The sequence below is a fragment of the Psychrobacillus sp. L4 genome (assembly GCF_042944905.1).
Classification (GTDB): Bacteria; Bacillota; Bacilli; order Bacillales_A; family Planococcaceae; genus Psychrobacillus.
In genome coordinates this window covers 2,490,027-2,510,004 of the sequence record NZ_CP168496.1, presented here as the reverse complement: position 1 = coordinate 2,510,004, position 19,978 = coordinate 2,490,027, and the positions used below count along the sequence as shown (strand labels likewise).

Here is a 19,978-nt window from a genome sequence, read left to right as displayed (position 1 = left end):
GAGGATACAAAATGGAAAATCTCTTATACATAGCTGCTATTATAGCTGCAATTGCATTTTTAGTACTTTGTATAAGCCTGGCTGTTACTTTATTTTCTGTGAAAAAGACATTAAATAATGTTGCTAGCACACTTGAAGGGCTAGATACAAATTTACAAAATGTAACGAAAGAAACAGCGGAACTTCTTCATAAAACAAATGAATTAGCTGAAGATATTCAAAAAAAATCAGAGAAGTTGAACACGGTTGTAGATGCAGTAAAAAATGTAGGAACGTCTGTTAATGGTTTAAACCACTCTATACAACGAATTACTTCTTCGGTTTCTTCAGAGGTAGAAAAAAACGAAGAGAAAATTGCACAAGTGATTCAATGGAGTAATGTTTTGTTTGGCGTTCGAGACAAATGGAAAGAGCGTAAAGCATTAGAAGAAGCAGGTTATAATGAATACGATTCGAAAAAAAAATAATAAGTTATTGGAGGAAGTCAAATGAGCAATTATAATCACAATAAACCAAATTATAATGATGCAAAACACAATAATGAGTATTATGAAAATCAATCATCGTATAACCAACAAATGCAGTCTACGTATCCACCGCTACCTTACCATAACGAAAGTAGAGAAACTATTTACCGTAATGACGAAGTAAATGGCAAAGACTTTATCCTTGGAGTTCTTGTTGGTGGCATAATTGGAGCAGCTACAGCATTATTATTAGCACCAAAGACTGGGACAGAACTGAGAGAAAATATTACAATTCAAGCTAGTCAATTAAAGGATAAAACAAAAGATTTATCTTCAACGGCAATGGAAAAGACTACTCAATTGTCTAAACAGTTGCAAGAGCAATCGGGACAACTTGTAGAGAAAGTAAAATCGATTAAAGGTATGCCAACTTCTCCTCAAGATGATGGGACTGCATCATCAGAAGGGGAAGAACCAATGGATTATATGGAAACTATTTCGCATACGACAGAAGAGGTAACAGCAGACGAAAAGGACGAAGATGATGATGCAACATCAGTTGCAGAAGCAATAAAAGATGCAGTAGTAAATAACAAATCAAATAACTAATAGTAAAAGTGGTAGTCCTTTAAGTCGTATTATGACGAAAGGACTACCATTTTTATTTGGAATGGTTACGTGGTGTTTTGTAAAACTTACTATTTGACCGTCATCTATTGACTACAGCTTAATATCAGGTTTGTTTGTTAGCTAAGTATAACCAGTTAATCACCACTTAACTTTATCTATGCAGTATCTATATAAAATATTGTCAGCTTTACTAAAGTGGGCAAGGAACGCATTATTTATATACTGCGTCGTAAGAAAGTTACTGCTAGGATTTTCGCTGCAGAACGGACGCTTTCCGCAGGGTGAGCGATGAGCTTTCACCGTCTCTACGCGCCGCCTGAGAAGTCTCATTTTGCTCACAGAGGAACAAAGGCTAAGAGCGCCACATCGTGTGGCAACCCCTTTGTGACCAACATCCTGTTGGCCTCCTGCTGGAGTCGCCGCCCTGCAGCGAAAATCCATCCTATTTGCTAACTATTCAACATCACTACTATATTTCGTTCAATCTTATGAAGTGTTTTCTAAAATAAAATCCAATAAATGGCTGAACGAGACCAATCAAGTGATGTTCGCAACTAACTTACCGTCAAACGAGACAAAAACTATCGCAAACGAGACCAAATTGCTACTCAACGAGACCATTTCTCATAATAAAGCTTTAACTTAGTGTGAGATGGCACTTATAAAGTGTGCGCTATCATTATATTGTGCAAATCCATCCAAATGTTGCTCATATCTCGCTCTATTTTGCGCATATGCCTTGTAAGATTAAGCAAAATGTATTCTATGTTGTGGATAACAAGTAAAATAATGCACATTATTGATTGCAGCGGCAGGCGGCGACTCCGAAGGGATCAGGGAGACAGATGAGACCGCACAAGCGGCGCACATGCGACGGTGCTGGCTCATCCGCTCCCCCCTCGGTAAGCGTCCGCCTAGAGCGGAAATCCCGGCGGTCACTATGACGCAGTATATAAAAAATCCGTTCTATATTGTGCTTAATAAAAAAATGCTGATTGCTCGAAATTGTACCTTCTTCCAAACGAAAACAAAAAAATTCTAACGAAGGTTATAATGTTTTCCTTACTAGTATTTTGTGTTAGAAAGTGGTTAATCAACAGACGTAGCTTAATATAAAACTTCATTTCACACGGTACTTTTTCAGTGCCTTTCAATTAATCTCAGGTGAGTAAAAATTGGTCTGATTACCGAAAAAAGAGGATCTGGAAGTGATGCAGTCACTTCCAGATCCTCTATAAAAGTCTTCGTTAATAGTGTAACTGATGTTTTGTCCAAAGCACTCTTGAAATAGAGAAGACAAGATGCACTTAAAGGTTACTTGCGCTTTTCTTAATTAAAAACGATCTCTAACTGATCTCCACCGAAGATTTCTTCATCAAAACCAGATGCTTGTCCATTCTTCCTAATTTGAAAGGAACCCTTAGTATCCGGTAAAGTCCAATTAGAAAAGCGAAAGACATCTTGAAAGATCCAAGAAGAGGTATTAACATCTTGCCATTGAAGAATTGAACCATTTGGAACGATATCCTCTGAAGTAATAGGGGTTGCTCCATTGGAAACAATTGCACATGATTTAAATAGTTCAACTTCTTCATTCTGAAAAATAACCTTAATTTGATCGACTAGTTTTCTATCTAATTGATTAGCAATTTGTAATAGCTTTGGTGAGCTTACTATTTTTATTTCTAAAATATCATTATCTTGAACAGGATATTGTAGTTTCACTGGATTTTCATTTAACCATAACGATGGAGTGAACTCTGGTATAAAGTAGTTCTTATCATTGATGGTAATCGAAAATGGTTTTAGTTGAGAAAGATAACTTTCTTTCCGGATTGCTACTAATACTTGTTCAACTGTTTGTGGCGTTTCTACTGTTATTTTATCTCTCTCTTTTAGCAAGGTATCAAGAGATACTTTTTGGTTGTTAATAGAAACGATTGGTTCTACTATATGTATAATTCCTTGACATGTAACGGTTTTAACAGAAGCATCATCAAGTAAATCTCGAACCGTTGCCTCCCCATCCTTCCCGTCTTGACCTTCAAATAGCTCAATCCTATCGTTACTTTTAATCGTTGTTTTAGTATTAGCTTCATGTCCATTCAAATGAATAAGAGCTGGTTTCCCGTGTTCGCCAGGGATATAAATGTCTCTTCCATTGACTTGAACAGCAAGTGCCGCACCTGGTTTTCCATATAGTTTTCGTGCCGATATATTCGCTGCAAGTAGTGCATCTCCGACAGTCATTTCTTTTAATTCAAATAGCCGAACAATTTGATTGTTTACTTCTACTGACATATATTGAATTGGTGCTCGTTTTGCTGCGATTGCAATCCCAATAGGTGTAACTAATTCAGGTGTAACTGGAATATGATCTTCTTTCGTTAAATTTTGAATGGCATCAATTCCACGAACAGCTACACGGTTAGAAGGAAGCTCTAATTTCTCTGCAAGAATAGTAGTAAGTGATGGAGTTAAACTGCCTCCTCCAACAAGCATAACTGCTTTGGTTGGTTTGTTATTATTCAATCGAAGTATCTCATTTGAGATAGAGGTAGCTAATTCAAGAGTCGCTGGTCGAATAACATCTATGACTTCTTCTTTCGGAATATTTTGATCAAAACCTAAAATATCTTGAATACGAATAAAATCATTTAGATTAATAGATCGCTTTGCTTCTTCTGCAAGAGGGAAGTCTAATAAATAATGGTCGCTTAATGCTTCTGTAATTTCGTCACCGGCATTTGGAACCATCCCATATGCAACTACCGTACCGTGATCTGTGATAGCGATATCGGACGTTCCTGCACCGATATCAACAAGGGCAACATTTAGTCGCCGCATAGATGGCGGTATTAACACATTAATAGCAGCAATTGGTTCTAAAGTTAAAGCTTCCATCTCTAAACCTGCTCTCTTTAAAGCAGATAATAACGATTCGACGACAACTCTAGGCAAGAAAGTAGCGATTACCTCGATAGAAGCCACTGTCCCTTGTTGGTCAACTAAGCTTCCTATTTCTTCCCCATCAAGTCGATAGTATAATACACTATATCCAACACAATAATAATGACTAGAGCGTTTTTCGAAATCTTTTTGTACTAAATTAGTTTGAGCTTTTTGGACCGCCGATAGTTCCAAGCGACTAACGTCTTCCTCTGAAAATATAGGTCTGTTTTTAATATCCATTTCTACCATGGCTTGTTCTGTTTTTAACGCACGTCCAGCAGCGGCAACGCTTACTTTTTCAAGTGGTCCGTGTTTTACTTCTAATTGAGTTTTAATAGAAATAATTGCTTCCGCTACTTTAAGAACATTATGTATTTGCCCATCAACCATTGCTCGTTCTTTGTGTTCTTTAACTAGTATATCCACAACGTGAAATGATTGGTCGCGTTCTTCTAAGATGATTCCAACTACAGATCTTGTACCTATATCCAGCGCAAATAACTTGGTTGACAAATTCTCACGTCCCTTTTCTTAATATCAAATACTTTAGCGAGTTGAAGCGTTAAAATAAAATGCGTGACATTCATGCATGCATTGATTATAATATGTCTTATATCTAAAAATGTATCATAATCTTCAGTCGATATAAAGTGTCGTTGGAGAGAAGAGAGGAGAATTAACTATGAGTCAAGTAGACTTAGAAGGATTACGCACACGTGTAGATGAAATCAACGTAGAAATTTTACAGTTGATTAATGAAAGAGCTGGAGTCGTTCAAGAAATTGGAAGAGTAAAAGAAAAACAAGGTGTAAATAGATATGACCCTCTTCGCGAAAGAAATATGCTAGATCATTTAAAAGAAAATAATAATGGCCCACTACCACAGTCCACAGTGGAGCACATTTTTAAAGAAATTTTCAAGACTGCTTTAGAACTGCAAGTGGATGATCAGAAAAAAGCGCTTCTTGTTTCACGTAAAAAGAAGTCAACAGATACGATTGTAGAGATTAATGGTGAAAAAATTGGAACAGGTACACCTTCCTTCGTATTTGGTCCATGTGCTGTTGAATCGTATACGCAAGTTGCAGAGGTTGCCGCAGCAATTCAAGCAAAAGGATTAAAACTTATTAGAGGTGGGGCTTACAAGCCACGTACTTCTCCATATGATTTCCAAGGACTTGGATTAGAAGGCTTAAAAATATTAAAACAAATTTCACAAGAGTATGGGTTAGCGGTAGTGTCTGAAATCGTTACACCTAGCCATTTAGAGGAAGCACTTGATTATATAGATGTTGTGCAAGTTGGTGCTCGTAATATGCAAAACTTTGAGTTATTAAAGGCAGTAGGTTCCATTAATAAACCAGTACTTCTAAAACGTGGAATTGCCGCTACGTTAGATGAATTTATACACGCTGCTGAATACATTATGTCACAAGGTAATGATCAAATTATTTTATGTGAACGAGGTATTCGTACGTATGAAAGAGCTACGAGAAATACATTGGATATTTCTGCAGTACCAATATTGAAACAAGAGACACATTTACCTGTATTTGTTGACGTAACACATTCTACTGGACGCAGAGATATTTTATTGCCTGCCGCGAAAGCTGCAATTGCTATTGGAGCAGATGGGGTAATGGCAGAAGTTCATCCTGACCCTGCTGTTGCATTATCCGATGCAGCTCAACAAATGAACTTAAAGCAATTCGATGAATTTTACGATTCGTTACAAAGATTTATGAAAACTCATGAAGTACATGCATAATTAGATTATAATTATTCACAAAACCGACTCTTCTTCTAGAGTCGGTTTTACTATATGATTGAAAATCATAGTGAACATACAGTATTATTTATATATAGTATAAATATTCATGGTAGTGAAGGAGGGTTATGCGTTGACTATTACAATATATGATGTAGCAAGGGAAGCAAATGTATCTATGGCAACCGTTTCCCGTGTAGTAAATGGAAACCAAAATGTAAAACCTGCCACTCGTCAAAAAGTGTTAGCAGTAATCGAGCGACTAGATTATAGACCGAATGCAGTCGCAAGAGGATTAGCAAGTAAAAAGACAAAAACAGTTGGAGTAATTATTCCAGATATTTCAAATGTGTTTTATGCGGAGCTTGTGCGAGGAATAGAAGATATTGCAACGATGTATAGATACAATATTATTTTAACGAACTCCGATCAACAAGAAGACAAAGAAGTTCAACTACTTTCAACGTTATTTAGTAAGCAAGTAGATGGAGTTGTCATGATGAGTGATCAAGTAACGAAAGATATGTTTAAAGAGATGGAAAGGTCACAAGTTCCTATCGTGTTAGCAGGTACAATTGAGGCTACTAACTCGTTTCCTTCTGTAAATATCGAATATCATGAAGCAGCAGTTGATGCAGCTAATCGTTTACTTCAAAATGGACATAAACGTGTTGCTTTTGTTTCTGGTTCATTATCATCGGCTATTAATCAATTGTTCAAGTTATCTGGTTATAAGGAGGCACTAGAAAAGGCCAATATAGAAATTGACTCAGATTTAATCGTAGGCATTGATAATACGTATGATGATGGACTTCTAGCTTGGAAAAAGCTTCGTGAGCTTGAAAATCCTCCAACAGCATTTTTTGCCGGAAATGACGAAATTGCCATAGGTTTAATTCATGGTGCTCAAGATAATGGTTTTAGAGTTCCTGAGGATATCGAGGTCATTAGTTTTGAAAACTCCAAACTTGCTCGAATGGTAAGGCCTCAATTAACAAGCGTAGTATTGCCTCTGTATGATATCGGAGCAGTTTCAATGAGGTTATTGACAAAGTTTATGAACAAAGAAAAAATTGACGAACAAACAGTTATTCTTCCTTACCGAATAGAGGAAAGAGATTCTGTAAAGTAATAAGGAAACCACCAGTAGCTAATGTTGCTGGTGGTTTTTGTATGATTGCTGCTGACGAAGCAAGAGTAACGCTTTATCAAGCATTTGTTTATTTTTTTCTGTAATTTCTGCTTTTCGGGGAATTGGTTCATATAGTGGATTTGGATCCATCCAAGTTGGAATGAAGGGAATAGGAGCCTCTTTAGTCCAACGATTTAGCCAGTTTTTCGGCAGTTCCCCTTCCGGAGCCTTTATGTTATTCATTTCTAGCCATAGTAAGGACCAGGCACGAGGGACTACTCTCCATATATCATATCCACCACCTCCGACAGCAATCCATTTCCCATCACAATATTCATGCGCAAGTTCATGAGCCAATTTCGGGATTTCTTGATAAATTTTCATCGTGCCATACAAATGCGTTAATGGATCGAAGTAGTGGGCATCTGCACCATTCTGGCTTAGAATGACATCCGGTTTAAAAGAATCTATGATCTCTCTAAATGCTGTACGATAAATTTCTAAGAATGAATCATCTTCCGTAAAAGCATCCATTGGAAAGTTAAAGGAAGTACCATAACCTTCTCCAGAGCCTCTTTCTGTAATATTACCTGTACCAGGGAATAAATATCTTCCAGTCTCATGAAGAGAAATTGTACATACGTTGGGATCATCGTAAAAGCTCCATTGCACACCATCTCCGTGATGAGCATCTGTGTCTATGTATAGAACGCGTGCATTGTATTTTTGCTGCAAATATTTAATCGCTACTGAACTATCGTTGTAAACACAGAAACCTGAGGCGCGTCCTTTAAAACCATGATGAAGACCACCGCCTAGATTAAGTGCATGGGATGATTTTCCTTCCATAACATAATCCACTGCAGTTAGAGTTCCTCCTACAAGACTAGCGCTCGCTTCATGCATATGTGGGAAAATGGGTGTATCTTCTGTACCAATACCATAACTTTCATATATACTTGTTTCGGCTGTTTCTAAACTGGCTTTCTTCACAATTTCAATATAGTGAGGATCGTGAGCTAAGCTCAATTCTTCGTCCGTTGCAGTTCTAGGTGCTACTATATCCAATGATGATAAAGCGTTCAATTCTCTTAATAAGTCGACCGTCAAAGTTAATCGCTTTTGGTTAAACGGATGTGTGTCTGAAAACTTATAGCCTAATTGGTCTTCTGAAAAGATAAACACTGCATCCTTTTTCATAGATTCATTCCCGGATGATTTGGCCATAAAACTTCGAAACCCTCTGCTCTTATTGCTTCGATGAGTTTGAGAGGATTCATCGTTTTGACACGTAATACTAATATTTTGTAATCACTTCTCACTTTATCTGGATACACCAAAACACTTAATACATTCATTTTCTGTTCATAAAAAACTTTAGATACTTCAAACAATATTCCTGGTTGATTGGGAACACGAACTTCGATTTGAGAACCAGGCTGATGTGCGCCTGTTAGTTCAATAAATTTGTATAATAGGTCAGATTCCGTAATCATACCGACAAGTTTACCTTTACTAACAATCGGCAAGCATCCAATACGATTATCGTAAAAAATAGTTGCCGTTTCTTCCACAAAGTCTAGTGGATGGCCAGTAATTGGATTTTTCGTCATAATTTCTTCTAAGGGACGTTCATAAATTTCAGGATTTTGGATGCTCAACAGCGAGGAGGGGGTTGCTTCTTTTAAGTCTCTATCGGTCACAACACCAATGACTTCTCGCTGCTCATTTATAATTGGTAAATGACGTATTCTTTTCTCTTTTAAGAGTAGTAATGCATCATTAATTGTATGGGAAGGTGTTAATGTAGGTACAGATGTATTCATTATATCTTCTACAATCATTGGAATGGACTCCCTTTCTATTTGTCTTGTTCTTTTGATATTAATACATAAACCGATTCATAAAGCGTAACTGATCGAACTGTTGAATGGACTTGCTATCCACTCTGCTACCTATTTTAGCCATGAGACAGTTAGCAGGATGGGAACTAATCTCAGGATCATCTGTTGCAAAGTATTCTAATCCCCCAGCCTGCATCATTTTCTCCATTACCTTTCGATATTCCCAAACGTTTAACCCTGTTCCTTTTAAATCCCAATGCCAATAATATTCAGTGGTGATTGTAATATAATCTTCCATCATGTCATCCATCATAGATACACGTAGAAGGGTTTTCCCTACTCCTGTTCCACGAAACTTTGGAATTACTTCAATCGCACCAAGTTCGATCAAGTTTTCCATATTCCCTTGAGACCATCGTTCAAGTGGATCGGGGTGAAGGAATGTACTGTATCCTACGATTGTCCGTTCATTTCGTACAATTATTATTCTTCCTTCAGGTAGATTGGCGATGTCAACGATGGCTTTATGTTGTTGAGCAGGTGCTCGGAAAGCAACTAAATCTTCATGGAATTCCCAATTAGCTATTACCTCCGATTGTATCGGTCCTTCTACGATAAGGGTACCATGCTTTGTTTCTAATTCCACCGCATTATACCTTTTGTTATGTATCACAAATTCACCACCTATAAAAATAATGTCAATTGAAATTATTATACATGATATTTCTGAAAGAAAGTGATTCATTATCTAAAGATCGTAAAACATTCTAAAAAGCAAAAACATTAGCAAAAGTGCAAAAAAGTATTGTAGAATAAAAGAGTATATTGAACGAAAGGATGAAGAGGATGAAAATAGAAGTACTACCAGTAGTGCAAGGTGACTATCAATTAAAGGACTATGATGAGACTGTAAAAAGTTTTCAATGGGAAGATGCAGAGAAGAATTTTTCTTGGTATGAGACTGAAAAAGTTAATATGGCCTATGAAGCTATTGATAGACATGCAGAATCTTATAGAAAAGATAAAATTGCACTGTATTACCAAGATGCCAATAGGAAAGAATCTTATACATTCCTTGACATGAAAAATAGGAGCAATAAAGCAGCAAATGTATATAAACAAAATTCTACCCTTAAAAAAGGAGATCGGTTGTTTATTTTTATGCCTAGGTCGCCAGAATTATATTTTGCACTTCTTGGTGCGGTTAAAATGGGTGTCATTGTAGGGCCGCTATTTGAAGCATTTATGGAAGGTGCAGTTTATGATCGCTTACTAGATAGTGAAGCGAAAGCTATTGTTACTACTCCAGATTTACTTAATAGAATTCCGTTGGATAAATTACCTCATTTAGAAACAGTTTTTTTAGTTGGGGGAGATATAGAAGAAACAGAAAAATTTATAGATTTTAATAAGTCATTAATGCAGGCGTCTGATTCTTTTGACATAGAATGGGTAGATAAAGAGGATGGTCTTATCTTACATTACACATCCGGTTCAACAGGGAAACCAAAAGGCATTTTGCATGTGCATTATGCAATGGTTCAACAATACCAGTCAATGAAATGGGTTATGGATATTAGAGATGAAGATATTTACTGGTGCACAGCAGATCCTGGATGGGTTACAGGTACATCTTATGGTGTATTTGGCCCGTGGCTTGCAGGTGCTACTTCTCTTGTGCTTGGGGGACGTTTTTCGCCAGATGCATGGTATAACGCGATTGATGAGTATGGTGTGACGGTTTGGTATAGTGCCCCAACTGCATTTCGTATGTTGATGGGAGCAGGGGACGCGATTGTTAAAGCGCATGATTTATCCACTTTACGCCATGTGCTATCCGTCGGGGAGCCATTAAATCCGGAAGTGATTAAGTGGGGAATGCATGTATTTAATAAGCGAATTCATGATACATGGTGGATGACAGAAACAGGAGCACAAATGATTTGTAACTACGGCTGTTTACCGATCAAACCTGGATCAATGGGTAAACCTTTACCGGGATTGGAAGCAGCCATTATAGACAATCAAGGAAATGTTGTTCCTCCATTCACAATGGGGAATCTAGCGATAAAAAAAGGTTGGCCATCTATGATGCGTCAAATTTGGAATAACAAAGAAAAATACGAGTCAACTTTTATGAATGATGAATGGTATTTTTCAGGAGACTCCGCTTATATGGATGATGAAGGATATTATTGGTTCCAAGGACGAGTCGACGATGTGATTATGACTTCTGGTGAAAGAGTAGGACCATTTGAAGTGGAAAGCAAGCTATTAGAGCATCCTGCTATATTAGAAGCGGGAGTAATCGGTAAACCAGATCCTGTTCGTGGAGAAATTATTAAAGCATTCGTGGCTTTAAATGAAGGATATGAACCTTCAAACGAATTAATTGCAGATATTCAGCAATTTGTTAAAAAAGGGCTTGCTGCGCATGCAGCACCTAGGGAAATTGAATTTAAAGAGAAGCTTCCAAAAACTCGAAGCGGTAAAATTATGCGAAGAGTATTAAAAGCTTGGGAATTGAAATTACCAACTGGCGATTTATCAACAATGGAAGACTAATAAAAGCCACAGCGACCTGACAAATCAGGAAAGCTGTGGCTTTTCATTTTAAAAATAGAGGTATTAATTATTAGTCATCACCTATTTGTTCTTCATCTTCAGTAGGTGGTTTATCCTCACCGTCCGGAGTAGTAGGAGGTATTATGATTTCCGTTGGTGGTTCAGGATTTTTTTCTTCTAGTGAATTGATATTAGAAGCTCCTGATTGTAATCCTGTAATGTCAACAGACACAACGATATATTGCCCGGTACCATTTATTTTATAGCTATTATTTTCTGCTTCCAGTTTAGAGGCCACCAGGACTCTTTCGCCATTAACAACTTTGAATACTCGATATCCTACAACATCAGAAGATTCCGACTTAGTCCATGTTAACGTTTTTTCAGAGAGAGAAGCAGTAACAGCTTTAGGAGGACTACCATCTGCTTTAAACACTTCTTCTGATACTACATTCCCTGCAAAAGTAGAGTTTTCAGGAAATAGTTTACTTGCATTTCCACCAAATTTTCCAAGCATTCGTGTAATAAAGTTTTCATTTACTCCATATCCGCCTTTTACAACAAATTCACTTGGGGTAGATTCCAAAGCGCGATATCTATTCCCGTTGATCACTACATAAGATGATGATATTAAGCTATCATCTGGTGCAGTTGGGAGCATTGCAGCTTCATTAAATAAATCAGATTTGACTAATCCTGCTTGTGCACATGCATCAGACGGGGCCAACCCTGAAATACCACAGAATGATTTTGTAACAACACCTTTAGGGACTGGGAAAGGATTTGGAGCATCCACAAGCCCAGGATTCACGTCATACATGGCATTCATCATATTGGACCAAAGCATATTTACTCGAACGCTTGGATGATTATAACGATTGTTCATATAAAATAAGGATAATTGATTATCATCGTAACCAAGCCATACGCCTAGAGAAATATTTGGATTGTATCCGACGAGCCAAGAGTCATTATGATTTTGTGTCGTACCAGTTTTAGCTGCAAAATCGGATTTAAATTTTAATCGAGAATTTGCAAGAGCTGCTGTTCCTCCAGATAACACATCCCGAAGCATATCGGTAATAATATAAGCAGTCGCAGGACTGAATACTTGTACTGGTTCCGTTTTATGTTGGTAGATTAAATTCCCATTAACATCTTCAATTTTTTCGATCATATATGCATCGATGAATTGACCATTGTTTGCGAAAGTTCCAAAGGCATTTGTATTTTCTTCAACCGTCGCTCCATTTGTCATCCCACCAATTGCTAAAGCGTGATTTGCATATTCATTATCTTCAATATGTTCAAATCCCATTTTTTTGAGGAAGTCAGTAGGCTTTCTATCCATTATTAAATCATATAAACGAATAGTCGATAAGTTTTGTGACGTTTTTAATGCGTCGCGTGCAGAAATAATTCCTTTTTCTTGCTCTTTCGTATAATTAGAAGGCGATTCCTTCCATGTGGTACGTCCTAAATTTTCTAGTTTTACATCGACAACAGGGCTTCCAGCTCCAATAACCCCATATTCAATTGCAGGTGCATATACGAGTAAAGGCTTAATTGTCGAACCAATTGGTCGGGTGGCTTGTGTTGCATGATTATACTGTTCCAGTTTATAATCACGTCCACCAAGGAACGCTAATATTTTACCTGTTCCATTTTCAATCATCATACTTCCTACTTGTACAGGAAAATCTTGCATGGTAATTTCGCCTGTGTTTGGATCTTTTACTTCTTTTGTATACGTATGACCATACGTATCAAATTCATCTTTCACTTTAATCATTGCTTCATACATATCTTTATTTATGGTTGTATGGATTCGATAACCACCTGTACTTAAAGCCCTTTTTGCAATAATATCGTATTTTTCACGGAGTTTAGATTCATTTTTTAAACGTTCCGGATCAATTCCATCTGCTGCAGCAAATTGTACTCTAAGTATTTCTTTTACCCTGTTTTCAATTTCAGAAGTCAGCCATGGATACTTATCTTCCGGAACGACTTCCGGTTGTCTAAAATCTTTTGTAATATCGTAATCTTTTGCAGACTTATATTGTTCTTCTGAAATATAACCCGTTTCTTTCATTCGGAATAAAACAGTCTTCATCCGCTCTATTCCAGCCTGCAATGCTTTTCCTTCTTTTAAGACTCCACCTTTTCTAAAAGGAGTATAAGCGAATGGGGATTGCGGGATTCCAGCGATATAGGCTGCTTGTGGTAAAGATAAATCCTTCGCTTTTACATTGAATATTCCGTTCGCTGCCGTTTCAATGCCTGCAATGTTTTTGCCGTTTGCATTTCGACCATAAGGAATGATATTCAAGTAAGTTTCTAATATTTCATCTTTCGTCAAGAAGTGTTCTAGACGCATAGCTAAAAGAATTTCTTTTGCTTTTCGTTCATAAGACACTTCGTTTGTTAATATTTGGTTCTTAATTAATTGTTGCGTTAAAGTAGATCCCCCTGTTTTTGTATCAGAGTTAGTAACATCTTGAAGTAAACCACGAATAATTGCTTTTGGAACTATCCCATTATGTACCTCAAAGTATTCATCTTCTGTAGCTAACACAGCATGTATCACGTCTGGAGAAATGGAGGAAAGTTTGGTTTCAGTACGTTCAAGATCTGTCCTTAACTTACCAATATATACATCTCCAGCAAAATAGATTTCGGAGGTTTCTTCATAATTAAATACAGCAGCTCTCATTTCTTCTTTGTCACGTAGAGGTTCCTCTTTTACTAACGAAGCAAAATAACCAGCTCCAACTGTAGCGGCAAAAATTCCAAAGGTGAGACCTACAATTAAAAATAGTAAACTTAAATTCCATATAACGCCAGATGAAATGCGTAGGGCTTTAGCCCATTTAGTTGTTTGCAATTTTTCAAATTTAGCTTTGTAAAATTGGATTTTCTTTATCCATTTATCCATTAATAGCTCGACCCCCAAATCAAGGATTATTATACCATAATCGATTATCAATAGACGATAGTTATTGACAACCGTTTTATATTATGTAAAATAGGTATATATTTTAACGAAGAAAAGTCCGAAGTAGTGTTTGTACATACTGTGTAGAGAACTAGCGGTTGGTGAAAGCTAGTCAGTGTATAAAAACGAATTACAGGCTTGGAGTTAGACGTTTTCACAACGATATCGTGATTGAAGCGGAAGGATTTTTCCTTCAAGCTGGGTGGTACCGCGCTAATTGACAAAGCGTCCCTGCATGATTTATTTCGTGCAGGGGCTTTTTTATTTTATTTAGGAGGAGATTAGAATGTCAAATGCATTACTAGAAGATTTAAATTGGAGAGGGCTTTTATACCAACAAACGGATGCAGAGGGATTAGAAGAGTTATTAAATAATGAAAAAATTTCTTTATATTGTGGAGTAGATCCAACTGCAGATAGCATGCATATTGGGCATATTGTTCCGTTGCTTACACTTAGAAGATTTCAACTTCATGGACATCGACCAATTCTTTTAGTAGGTGGAGCAACGGGTATGATTGGGGATCCATCTGGAAGATCAGAAGAACGTCAACTTCAAACAATCGAGCAAATTGATCAAAATGTTCAAGGCATTAAAGCTCAAATGGAGCAAATTTTTGACTTCCAGGCAGAAAATGGTGCTCAAATGGTAAACAACTATGATTGGAATGGCTCGATGAATGTAGTCGAGTTTCTAAGGGACTTTGGGAAGCTTATTAATATAAACTATATGTTGGGGAAAGATTCAATTGCTTCTCGTTTAGATACTGGTCTTTCTTTTACAGAGTTTACTTATACATTAATACAAGGTATTGATTTCAAACATTTGTTTGACCACTTTAATTGTCGTGTTCAAATTGGTGGATCGGATCAGTGGGGGAATATAACAACAGGTCTTGAAATGATTCGCAAAACACATGAAGAAGAAACAAAAGCATTCGGCATTACGATTCCATTAGTAACAAAAGCAGATGGAACAAAATTCGGTAAATCCGCTTCTGGTTCTGTATGGTTAGACGCAAAAAAGACATCTCCATATGAGTTTTATCAATTTTGGATTAATACAGCGGATTCGGATGTTATCAAATACATGAAAATATTCACGTTTTTAGAAAGAAGCGAAATTGAAGCATTCCAGGAGACAGTGGAAAATGAGCCACATTTACGTAAAGCTCAAATTGCCCTTGGAGAAGAAATGACTCGTCTTATACATGGTCAAGAAGCTTTAGAACAAGCTGTTCGGATATCCCAAGCATTGTTTAGCGGAAATTTAAAAGAGTTATCTGCAGAAGAAATGAAGGACGCTTTCAAAGATGTACCTTCCGTTGAGATGACAAAAGATGCGAAAAATATTGTAGATTTTATCGTTGAAGCGACTGTTTCTCCATCGAAGAGACAAGCTCGTGAGGATGTGGCAAACGGTGCTATTTCAGTAAATGGTGAAAAAGTGACAGATGTAGCATATGAAGTAGGGGAAAGTGATCGTTTAGAAGATGAGTTTATGATTATCCGTCGAGGAAAGAAAAACTACAAAATGATTAAGTTTGTATAATTTGTAAAGTAGCTACTTCTCTATAACAGGGAAGTAGCTTTACTTTTTCTTAAAATAGAAAGCTTATATGATACAGTGGTTATATTATTAGAATGGGTAGTGCTTGGGAAAAATAGTTAGCATCCATTGATAAAGAAGCACAGAGCGGACGAAATTGTATCTTCGTCCGCTTTTAAATGAGTAGGTAAGAATCTAGTCCCTCATTAACCAAACTTTATACACCTTGTCTTTAGACACTTCAAGAGAGGTACGGACAAACATCCGCCACAAGATTCCCCATAAAAGTCTTCGTTAATAGTGTAGCAAATGTTTCGTCCAAAGCACTCGAGAAATAGTAAAGACAAGATACACTCAAAGGACTTTTGAGCTTTTCTTAAGATTTGAAAACACTAGTTTGCTCCGCCACGTTCGTCTACATGATGATTATGTTGTCCATCTTTAACTTGAAGATTTCTTTTATCATCCTCACTTAATCTTTCGGGTTCGTTAAACCTTGTGCTAACGCCTTGTTTACTCGACTTTCCGTTTGGTAAATTATTCTTATTATTATTTATCAAATGATATCCTCCTTTTTTGGCTATTCCTTTCTTAGTGTTTCCACAAAATAGACAAATAGTCATGAAAATATTAAAAAAATATAAATATTCATCAAAAAAGGATGATAAATGAGTAAGAAATAGTATAGAATAATATAGATAAACAAATTGTCTACATTTTTTTATTTATATTATTGATTTTAGTATATTTTTATTAAATAGGTCGAGGGGCTGTTCGTAATGGGTTCAAATAGATACGTAGTTGATCGTTTCGATGATTTTTTTGTTGTTCTTTTGGAAAAAGATAATAAAGTAAATAAACTAGTCATTTTAAAAAATAAGTTTACGATAAATGCAAAAATAGGAGATTTATTAGAAGTACATGTTAATAAAGATAAATCTGGCTATGACTTTAAAGCTTTGAAAGAAGAGACAGATGTTACCAAACAACGATTACTCGATTTAATCGAAGGTATGAAGATGGATATAAACTAATTACTGTGGCACAAAGACGATCTGCTCTAAACGGGGTAGGTTGGTTTTTTTATATAGTAGATAATAAAAAAGCCCCAAAACCTTGAGTAATCAAGGATTTTAGGGCTTTTAATAATACTCTTTGCAGAGTATAGCTATTAACGAGAGTAGAACTCAACGATAAGAGCTTCGTTAATTTCAGCAGAAAGTTCGCTACGTTCTGGAAGACGAACGAAAGTACCAACTTTTTTGTCTGCATCAAATGTTAAGTAATCAGGTACGAAGCTGTTAACTTCCATTGATTCGTTTACAACGTCAAGGTTTTGAGATTTTTCACGAAGAGAAATTTCTTGACCTGCTTTTAAACGGAATGAAGGAATATCAACGCGTTTACCATCGACCATTACGTGACCATGGTTAACTAATTGACGAGCTCCACGACGAGTGCGAGCAAGACCTAAACGGTATACAACGTTATCCAGGCGAGTTTCAAGAAGAATCATGAAGTTTTCACCATGTTTACCTTGCATTTTACCAGCTTTATCAAATAAAGTACGGAATTGACGTTCGTTAACACCATAAGTGTGACGAAGTTTTTGTTTTTCTTGTAATTGAAGACCGTACTCTGTTAATTTTTTGCGTTGTGTTGGACCGTGTTGTCCTGGTGCATACGCGCGTTTTTCTAATTCTTTACCAGTACCGCTTAGTGAGATACCAAGACGACGTGATAATTTCCATGCTGGACCTGTATAACGTGACATGAAAGATTCCTCCTATTATTGGTTTTATTTTGTTGTAAAATAAGACCAGATGTATCCAAACTAGTACCATTTTGTTTTCATGTATCATCGCCCATGCAGCCAAAGGGTTACGGGATACACCATCTATTCTGTTGAATAGAGGAACAAAATGAGCAATCTAGATCATACAACTGCTGCATTTATTTTACACAAATTTCATTGTAACTTTTGAACCGACTAAAGTCAATATAATTCATTCTTTCTTAAAATAAATTACTTATATGCTAATAGGAAATCAATTGACAAATTATGAGATGTATAGTCAAATAGAATTATAATGTATATGATAAAAGTAACATATTCACTCTTGGAAAGCTAAGAGGTGTTAAAATGACAGAAACAACAATAATGGAACAAATGAAAAGCCGTATGCTAGACATATGGACTGAAAGTGCCTTCTCACATGTATCTAGTTTTAATTGGTTTGACGATTTAAAAGCTGTACTTTCAGAATTTTTCGACGTCGAAGAAGCTAATTACTATATTTATGATGCAGATACATTTTTACAGCTAAAATGGAATCATTCAATGACAAAAAAAATAAATGCGATTAAATGGATTGAGATTGAATCATTTTTTTTTGAAAAAAGCTTTACGTTTGTTCCATTGCTTCCAAAAAAGTGTTTGACCGATGGGGAAGTAGCCATTCTGTTAAGAGATATGGAGAACCAACCTTTAGGATTGTTGACTATGGAGTCTACTTCTAAATGGAAAAAATTTTCCTGCTCTTCAGAAGTAAATGATTTTATCATTTTACTTAGTAAATTAGTGCAAACAATAAGGAAAACAATCTTATTAACTCACCAGGAACATCAATATCGAAACCTATTTAATGTAACGAAAATGTTTCACTCTACATTTGATATTGGTCAGATATTAGAAGGAACATTAAATGCTATACAAGACGCATTTCCTAGCTTCCATTCCATTTTAATATTATCAAATGACCAAGAAAGAAAGACATCGATTCCTTATAAGTTGTTTGACTACACATCAGAAAGGCAGGCGACAATAGAAGCATATGTTTCGGGTGAGATTACATCTGAACTAGCAACAGATTTAGGGGTTCGCTTATTAAATGTTCCTATTAAAGGTAAACAAGGCATTTACGGTATTATGCAGATGTCTACACCACTTGATTATTTATTTTCGGTAAGACAAAAAGAATTTGCTTCATTGCTTGCGTCTGCTACTGGAAATGCATTAGAAAATGCAAAATTATATATCCAATCACATCGATTGGTAGCAGATTTACAATTAATTAATGAAACATCACATAAGCTAAATATGAATTTATCGCTAGAAGAAATGCTTTTGTTTTTACGAAATCAATTAATGAAATCGTTTCATCCAGAACAAACTTGTTTCGTCTTTTTAGGAGAAGAGGAGGAATACCAAGTATCCTCAGCAAGTTCAGAATTTTTTCATAGGATTGATGGACAATTATATATCCAACATGTAGTTAATCATTTTATTAAAATGAGAGACCCTCTTTTTATTGCAGATTTCAATCGTCTTGCAGATCTAAAATATGAATATCGTTCCCTAGTTGCCATACCGTTAAAAGAGCAAAATCATATAACGGGATTCAGTCTTGTGCTACATAGAGAACCATACTTCTTTTCATTCGACAGCTTTAAATTAATGCAATCGTTAATTCAACACTCCTCCCTTGCAATTAGTAACTCAAAATTACGTCATAAATTGCAAGAAATGGTGAATCGTGATCATTTAACTAATCTCTATGCGAGAAAATATTTAGACAAATATGTGGAAACATCACTGGAAAATGAAGATCGAGGTGTCTTCATACTCTTGGATATCGATAATTTTAAACAAGTGAATGATACCTATGGTCATCAAGTCGGAGATGAAATAATAAAAAAAATTGCTTCAATTATTCAAAAACGAACAGATGGAATAGGGATTGGAGCTAGATGGGGTGGAGAAGAACTTGCTATCTATTTCTCACAAATGACTATTACACAAGGGATCGAAGAATCGAAACAAATATTAGCCCAAATTCCGAAGCAAACAAATCCAAGTGTAACAGTTTCAATGGGAGTGAGTGTTTGGGAAAGAGAACATAAGGTAACTTTTCACAATCTCTTCCATTATGCAGATATGGCTTTATATGAAGCGAAAAATAACGGGAAAAATCAGTTGCGTATTTTCGAGGCATCTCATCTTTCATAGGATGAGTGCCTTTTCTTTTTGTATCATTCCGTGTAAAATAAATGTAAGCGTTTACAAAAGGGGT

At 36.2% G+C, this 19,978-nt stretch carries 15 protein-coding genes and 1 other annotated feature; of the genes, 8 read left to right on the top strand and 7 right to left on the bottom strand.

The genetic code is table 11. The features are described from left to right. The first annotated feature begins 11 nt into the window (after nt 1–11). Together ACEPXG_RS12040 and ACEPXG_RS12035 are read left to right on the top strand one after the other, a co-directional pair. Nucleotides 12–467 carry a DUF948 domain-containing protein gene (locus ACEPXG_RS12040; RefSeq protein ID WP_391202649.1) on the top strand — a complete coding sequence of 152 codons (456 nt, stop codon included), beginning with the start codon at nt 12–14 and terminating at the stop codon, nt 465–467. A 21-nt stretch (nt 468–488) separates the two neighbouring features. After that, nucleotides 489–1,076 (top strand): YtxH domain-containing protein, encoded by a 588-nt coding sequence (locus ACEPXG_RS12035; protein ID WP_391202646.1) that lies wholly within the window; start codon nt 489–491, stop codon nt 1,074–1,076. 1,350 nt (nt 1,077–2,426) lie between these two features. Here ACEPXG_RS12035 and ACEPXG_RS12030 read toward each other — a convergent pair. Beyond that, complete coding sequence (locus ACEPXG_RS12030; protein ID WP_391202643.1) at nt 2,427–4,562, bottom strand: cell division protein FtsA; 2,136 nt, start codon at nt 4,560–4,562, stop codon at nt 2,427–2,429. 169 nt (nt 4,563–4,731) lie between these two features. On the opposite strand from ACEPXG_RS12030, the gene ACEPXG_RS12025 reads away from it, so the two are divergent. After that, complete coding sequence (locus ACEPXG_RS12025; protein ID WP_391202640.1) at nt 4,732–5,817, top strand: bifunctional 3-deoxy-7-phosphoheptulonate synthase/chorismate mutase; 1,086 nt, start codon at nt 4,732–4,734, stop codon at nt 5,815–5,817. Between the two features lie 133 nt (nt 5,818–5,950). After that, on the top strand, nt 5,951–6,949 hold the full coding sequence (gene ccpA / locus ACEPXG_RS12020; protein ID WP_391202637.1) for a catabolite control protein A: 999 nt from the start codon (nt 5,951–5,953) through the stop codon (nt 6,947–6,949). An 18-nt stretch (nt 6,950–6,967) separates the two neighbouring features. Here the strand turns inward: ccpA and ACEPXG_RS12015 are convergent, their stop codons facing one another. The 3 genes from ACEPXG_RS12015 to ACEPXG_RS12005 are packed head-to-tail and all read right to left on the bottom strand — an operon-like array spanning nt 6,968 to nt 9,466. Continuing rightward, nucleotides 6,968–8,176, bottom strand: a complete 1,209-nt coding sequence (locus ACEPXG_RS12015; RefSeq protein ID WP_391202634.1) for an acetoin utilization protein AcuC — start codon at nt 8,174–8,176, stop codon at nt 6,968–6,970. After that, nucleotides 8,146–8,793: an acetoin utilization AcuB family protein gene (locus tag ACEPXG_RS12010; RefSeq protein ID WP_391202631.1), complete on the bottom strand. Its 648-nt coding sequence runs from the start codon at nt 8,791–8,793 to the stop codon at nt 8,146–8,148. Before ACEPXG_RS12010 ends, ACEPXG_RS12015 begins: the two co-directional genes overlap by 31 nt. 40 nt (nt 8,794–8,833) lie before the next feature. Next, the gene (locus tag ACEPXG_RS12005; protein WP_391202629.1) at nt 8,834–9,466 is read right to left on the bottom strand and encodes a GNAT family N-acetyltransferase; all 633 of its coding nucleotides are present in this window, start codon (nt 9,464–9,466) and stop codon (nt 8,834–8,836) included. A gap of 173 nt (nt 9,467–9,639) precedes the next feature. Between ACEPXG_RS12005 and acsA the strand changes: the two genes are divergently transcribed. Next, on the top strand, nt 9,640–11,358 hold the full coding sequence (acsA, locus tag ACEPXG_RS12000) for an acetate--CoA ligase (RefSeq protein WP_391202627.1): 1,719 nt from the start codon (nt 9,640–9,642) through the stop codon (nt 11,356–11,358). A 70-nt stretch (nt 11,359–11,428) separates the two neighbouring features. Here acsA and ACEPXG_RS11995 read toward each other — a convergent pair whose 3' ends face one another. Further along, nucleotides 11,429–14,296: a transglycosylase domain-containing protein gene (locus ACEPXG_RS11995; RefSeq protein WP_391202625.1), complete on the bottom strand. Its 2,868-nt coding sequence runs from the start codon at nt 14,294–14,296 to the stop codon at nt 11,429–11,431. 100 nt (nt 14,297–14,396) lie between these two features. After that, nucleotides 14,397–14,592 (top strand) — a binding site (T-box leader). Between the two features lie 50 nt (nt 14,593–14,642). Between ACEPXG_RS11995 and tyrS the strand changes: the two genes are divergently transcribed. After that, nucleotides 14,643–15,908: a tyrosine--tRNA ligase gene (gene tyrS / locus ACEPXG_RS11990; protein ID WP_391202623.1), complete on the top strand. Its 1,266-nt coding sequence runs from the start codon at nt 14,643–14,645 to the stop codon at nt 15,906–15,908. A gap of 389 nt (nt 15,909–16,297) precedes the next feature. Here the strand turns inward: tyrS and ACEPXG_RS11985 are convergent, their stop codons facing one another. Continuing rightward, nucleotides 16,298–16,465 carry a hypothetical protein gene (locus ACEPXG_RS11985; RefSeq protein ID WP_391202621.1) on the bottom strand — a complete coding sequence of 56 codons (168 nt, stop codon included), beginning with the start codon at nt 16,463–16,465 and terminating at the stop codon, nt 16,298–16,300. Between the two features lie 219 nt (nt 16,466–16,684). Here ACEPXG_RS11985 and ACEPXG_RS11980 point away from each other — a divergent pair, with 219 nt between their 5' ends. Further along, nucleotides 16,685–16,939, top strand: a complete 255-nt coding sequence (locus ACEPXG_RS11980) for a DUF3006 family protein (RefSeq protein ID WP_391202619.1) — start codon at nt 16,685–16,687, stop codon at nt 16,937–16,939. A gap of 137 nt (nt 16,940–17,076) precedes the next feature. Here ACEPXG_RS11980 and rpsD read toward each other — a convergent pair whose 3' ends face one another. Continuing rightward, nucleotides 17,077–17,679 carry a 30S ribosomal protein S4 gene (gene rpsD, locus ACEPXG_RS11975; RefSeq protein ID WP_151700623.1) on the bottom strand — a complete coding sequence of 201 codons (603 nt, stop codon included), beginning with the start codon at nt 17,677–17,679 and terminating at the stop codon, nt 17,077–17,079. A gap of 369 nt (nt 17,680–18,048) precedes the next feature. Between rpsD and ACEPXG_RS11970 the strand changes: the two genes are divergently transcribed. Further along, nucleotides 18,049–19,914: a diguanylate cyclase domain-containing protein gene (locus ACEPXG_RS11970; RefSeq protein ID WP_391202615.1), complete on the top strand. Its 1,866-nt coding sequence runs from the start codon at nt 18,049–18,051 to the stop codon at nt 19,912–19,914. Nucleotides 19,915–19,978: the final 64 nt, after the last annotated feature.

Excerpts from the sequence above, each read along its gene's own strand:
- acsA (WP_391202627.1), top strand. The coding sequence starts at position 9,640 with ATGAAAATAGAAGTACTACCAGTAGTGCAAGGTGACTATCAATTAAAG.
- ACEPXG_RS12025 (WP_391202640.1), top strand. The coding sequence starts at position 4,732 with ATGAGTCAAGTAGACTTAGAAGGATTACGCACACGTGTAGATGAAATC.
- tyrS (WP_391202623.1), top strand. The coding sequence starts at position 14,643 with ATGTCAAATGCATTACTAGAAGATTTAAATTGGAGAGGGCTTTTATAC.
- ACEPXG_RS12035 (WP_391202646.1), top strand. The coding sequence starts at position 489 with ATGAGCAATTATAATCACAATAAACCAAATTATAATGATGCAAAACAC.
- ACEPXG_RS12010 (WP_391202631.1), bottom strand. The coding sequence starts at position 8,793 with ATGATTGTAGAAGATATAATGAATACATCTGTACCTACATTAACACCT.
- ACEPXG_RS11995 (WP_391202625.1), bottom strand. The coding sequence starts at position 14,296 with ATGGATAAATGGATAAAGAAAATCCAATTTTACAAAGCTAAATTTGAA.
- ACEPXG_RS12015 (WP_391202634.1), bottom strand. The coding sequence starts at position 8,176 with ATGGCCAAATCATCCGGGAATGAATCTATGAAAAAGGATGCAGTGTTT.
- ACEPXG_RS11970 (WP_391202615.1), top strand. The coding sequence starts at position 18,049 with ATGACAGAAACAACAATAATGGAACAAATGAAAAGCCGTATGCTAGAC.
- ACEPXG_RS12040 (WP_391202649.1), top strand. The coding sequence starts at position 12 with ATGGAAAATCTCTTATACATAGCTGCTATTATAGCTGCAATTGCATTT.
- ACEPXG_RS11980 (WP_391202619.1), top strand. The coding sequence starts at position 16,685 with ATGGGTTCAAATAGATACGTAGTTGATCGTTTCGATGATTTTTTTGTT.
- rpsD (WP_151700623.1), bottom strand. The coding sequence starts at position 17,679 with ATGTCACGTTATACAGGTCCAGCATGGAAATTATCACGTCGTCTTGGT.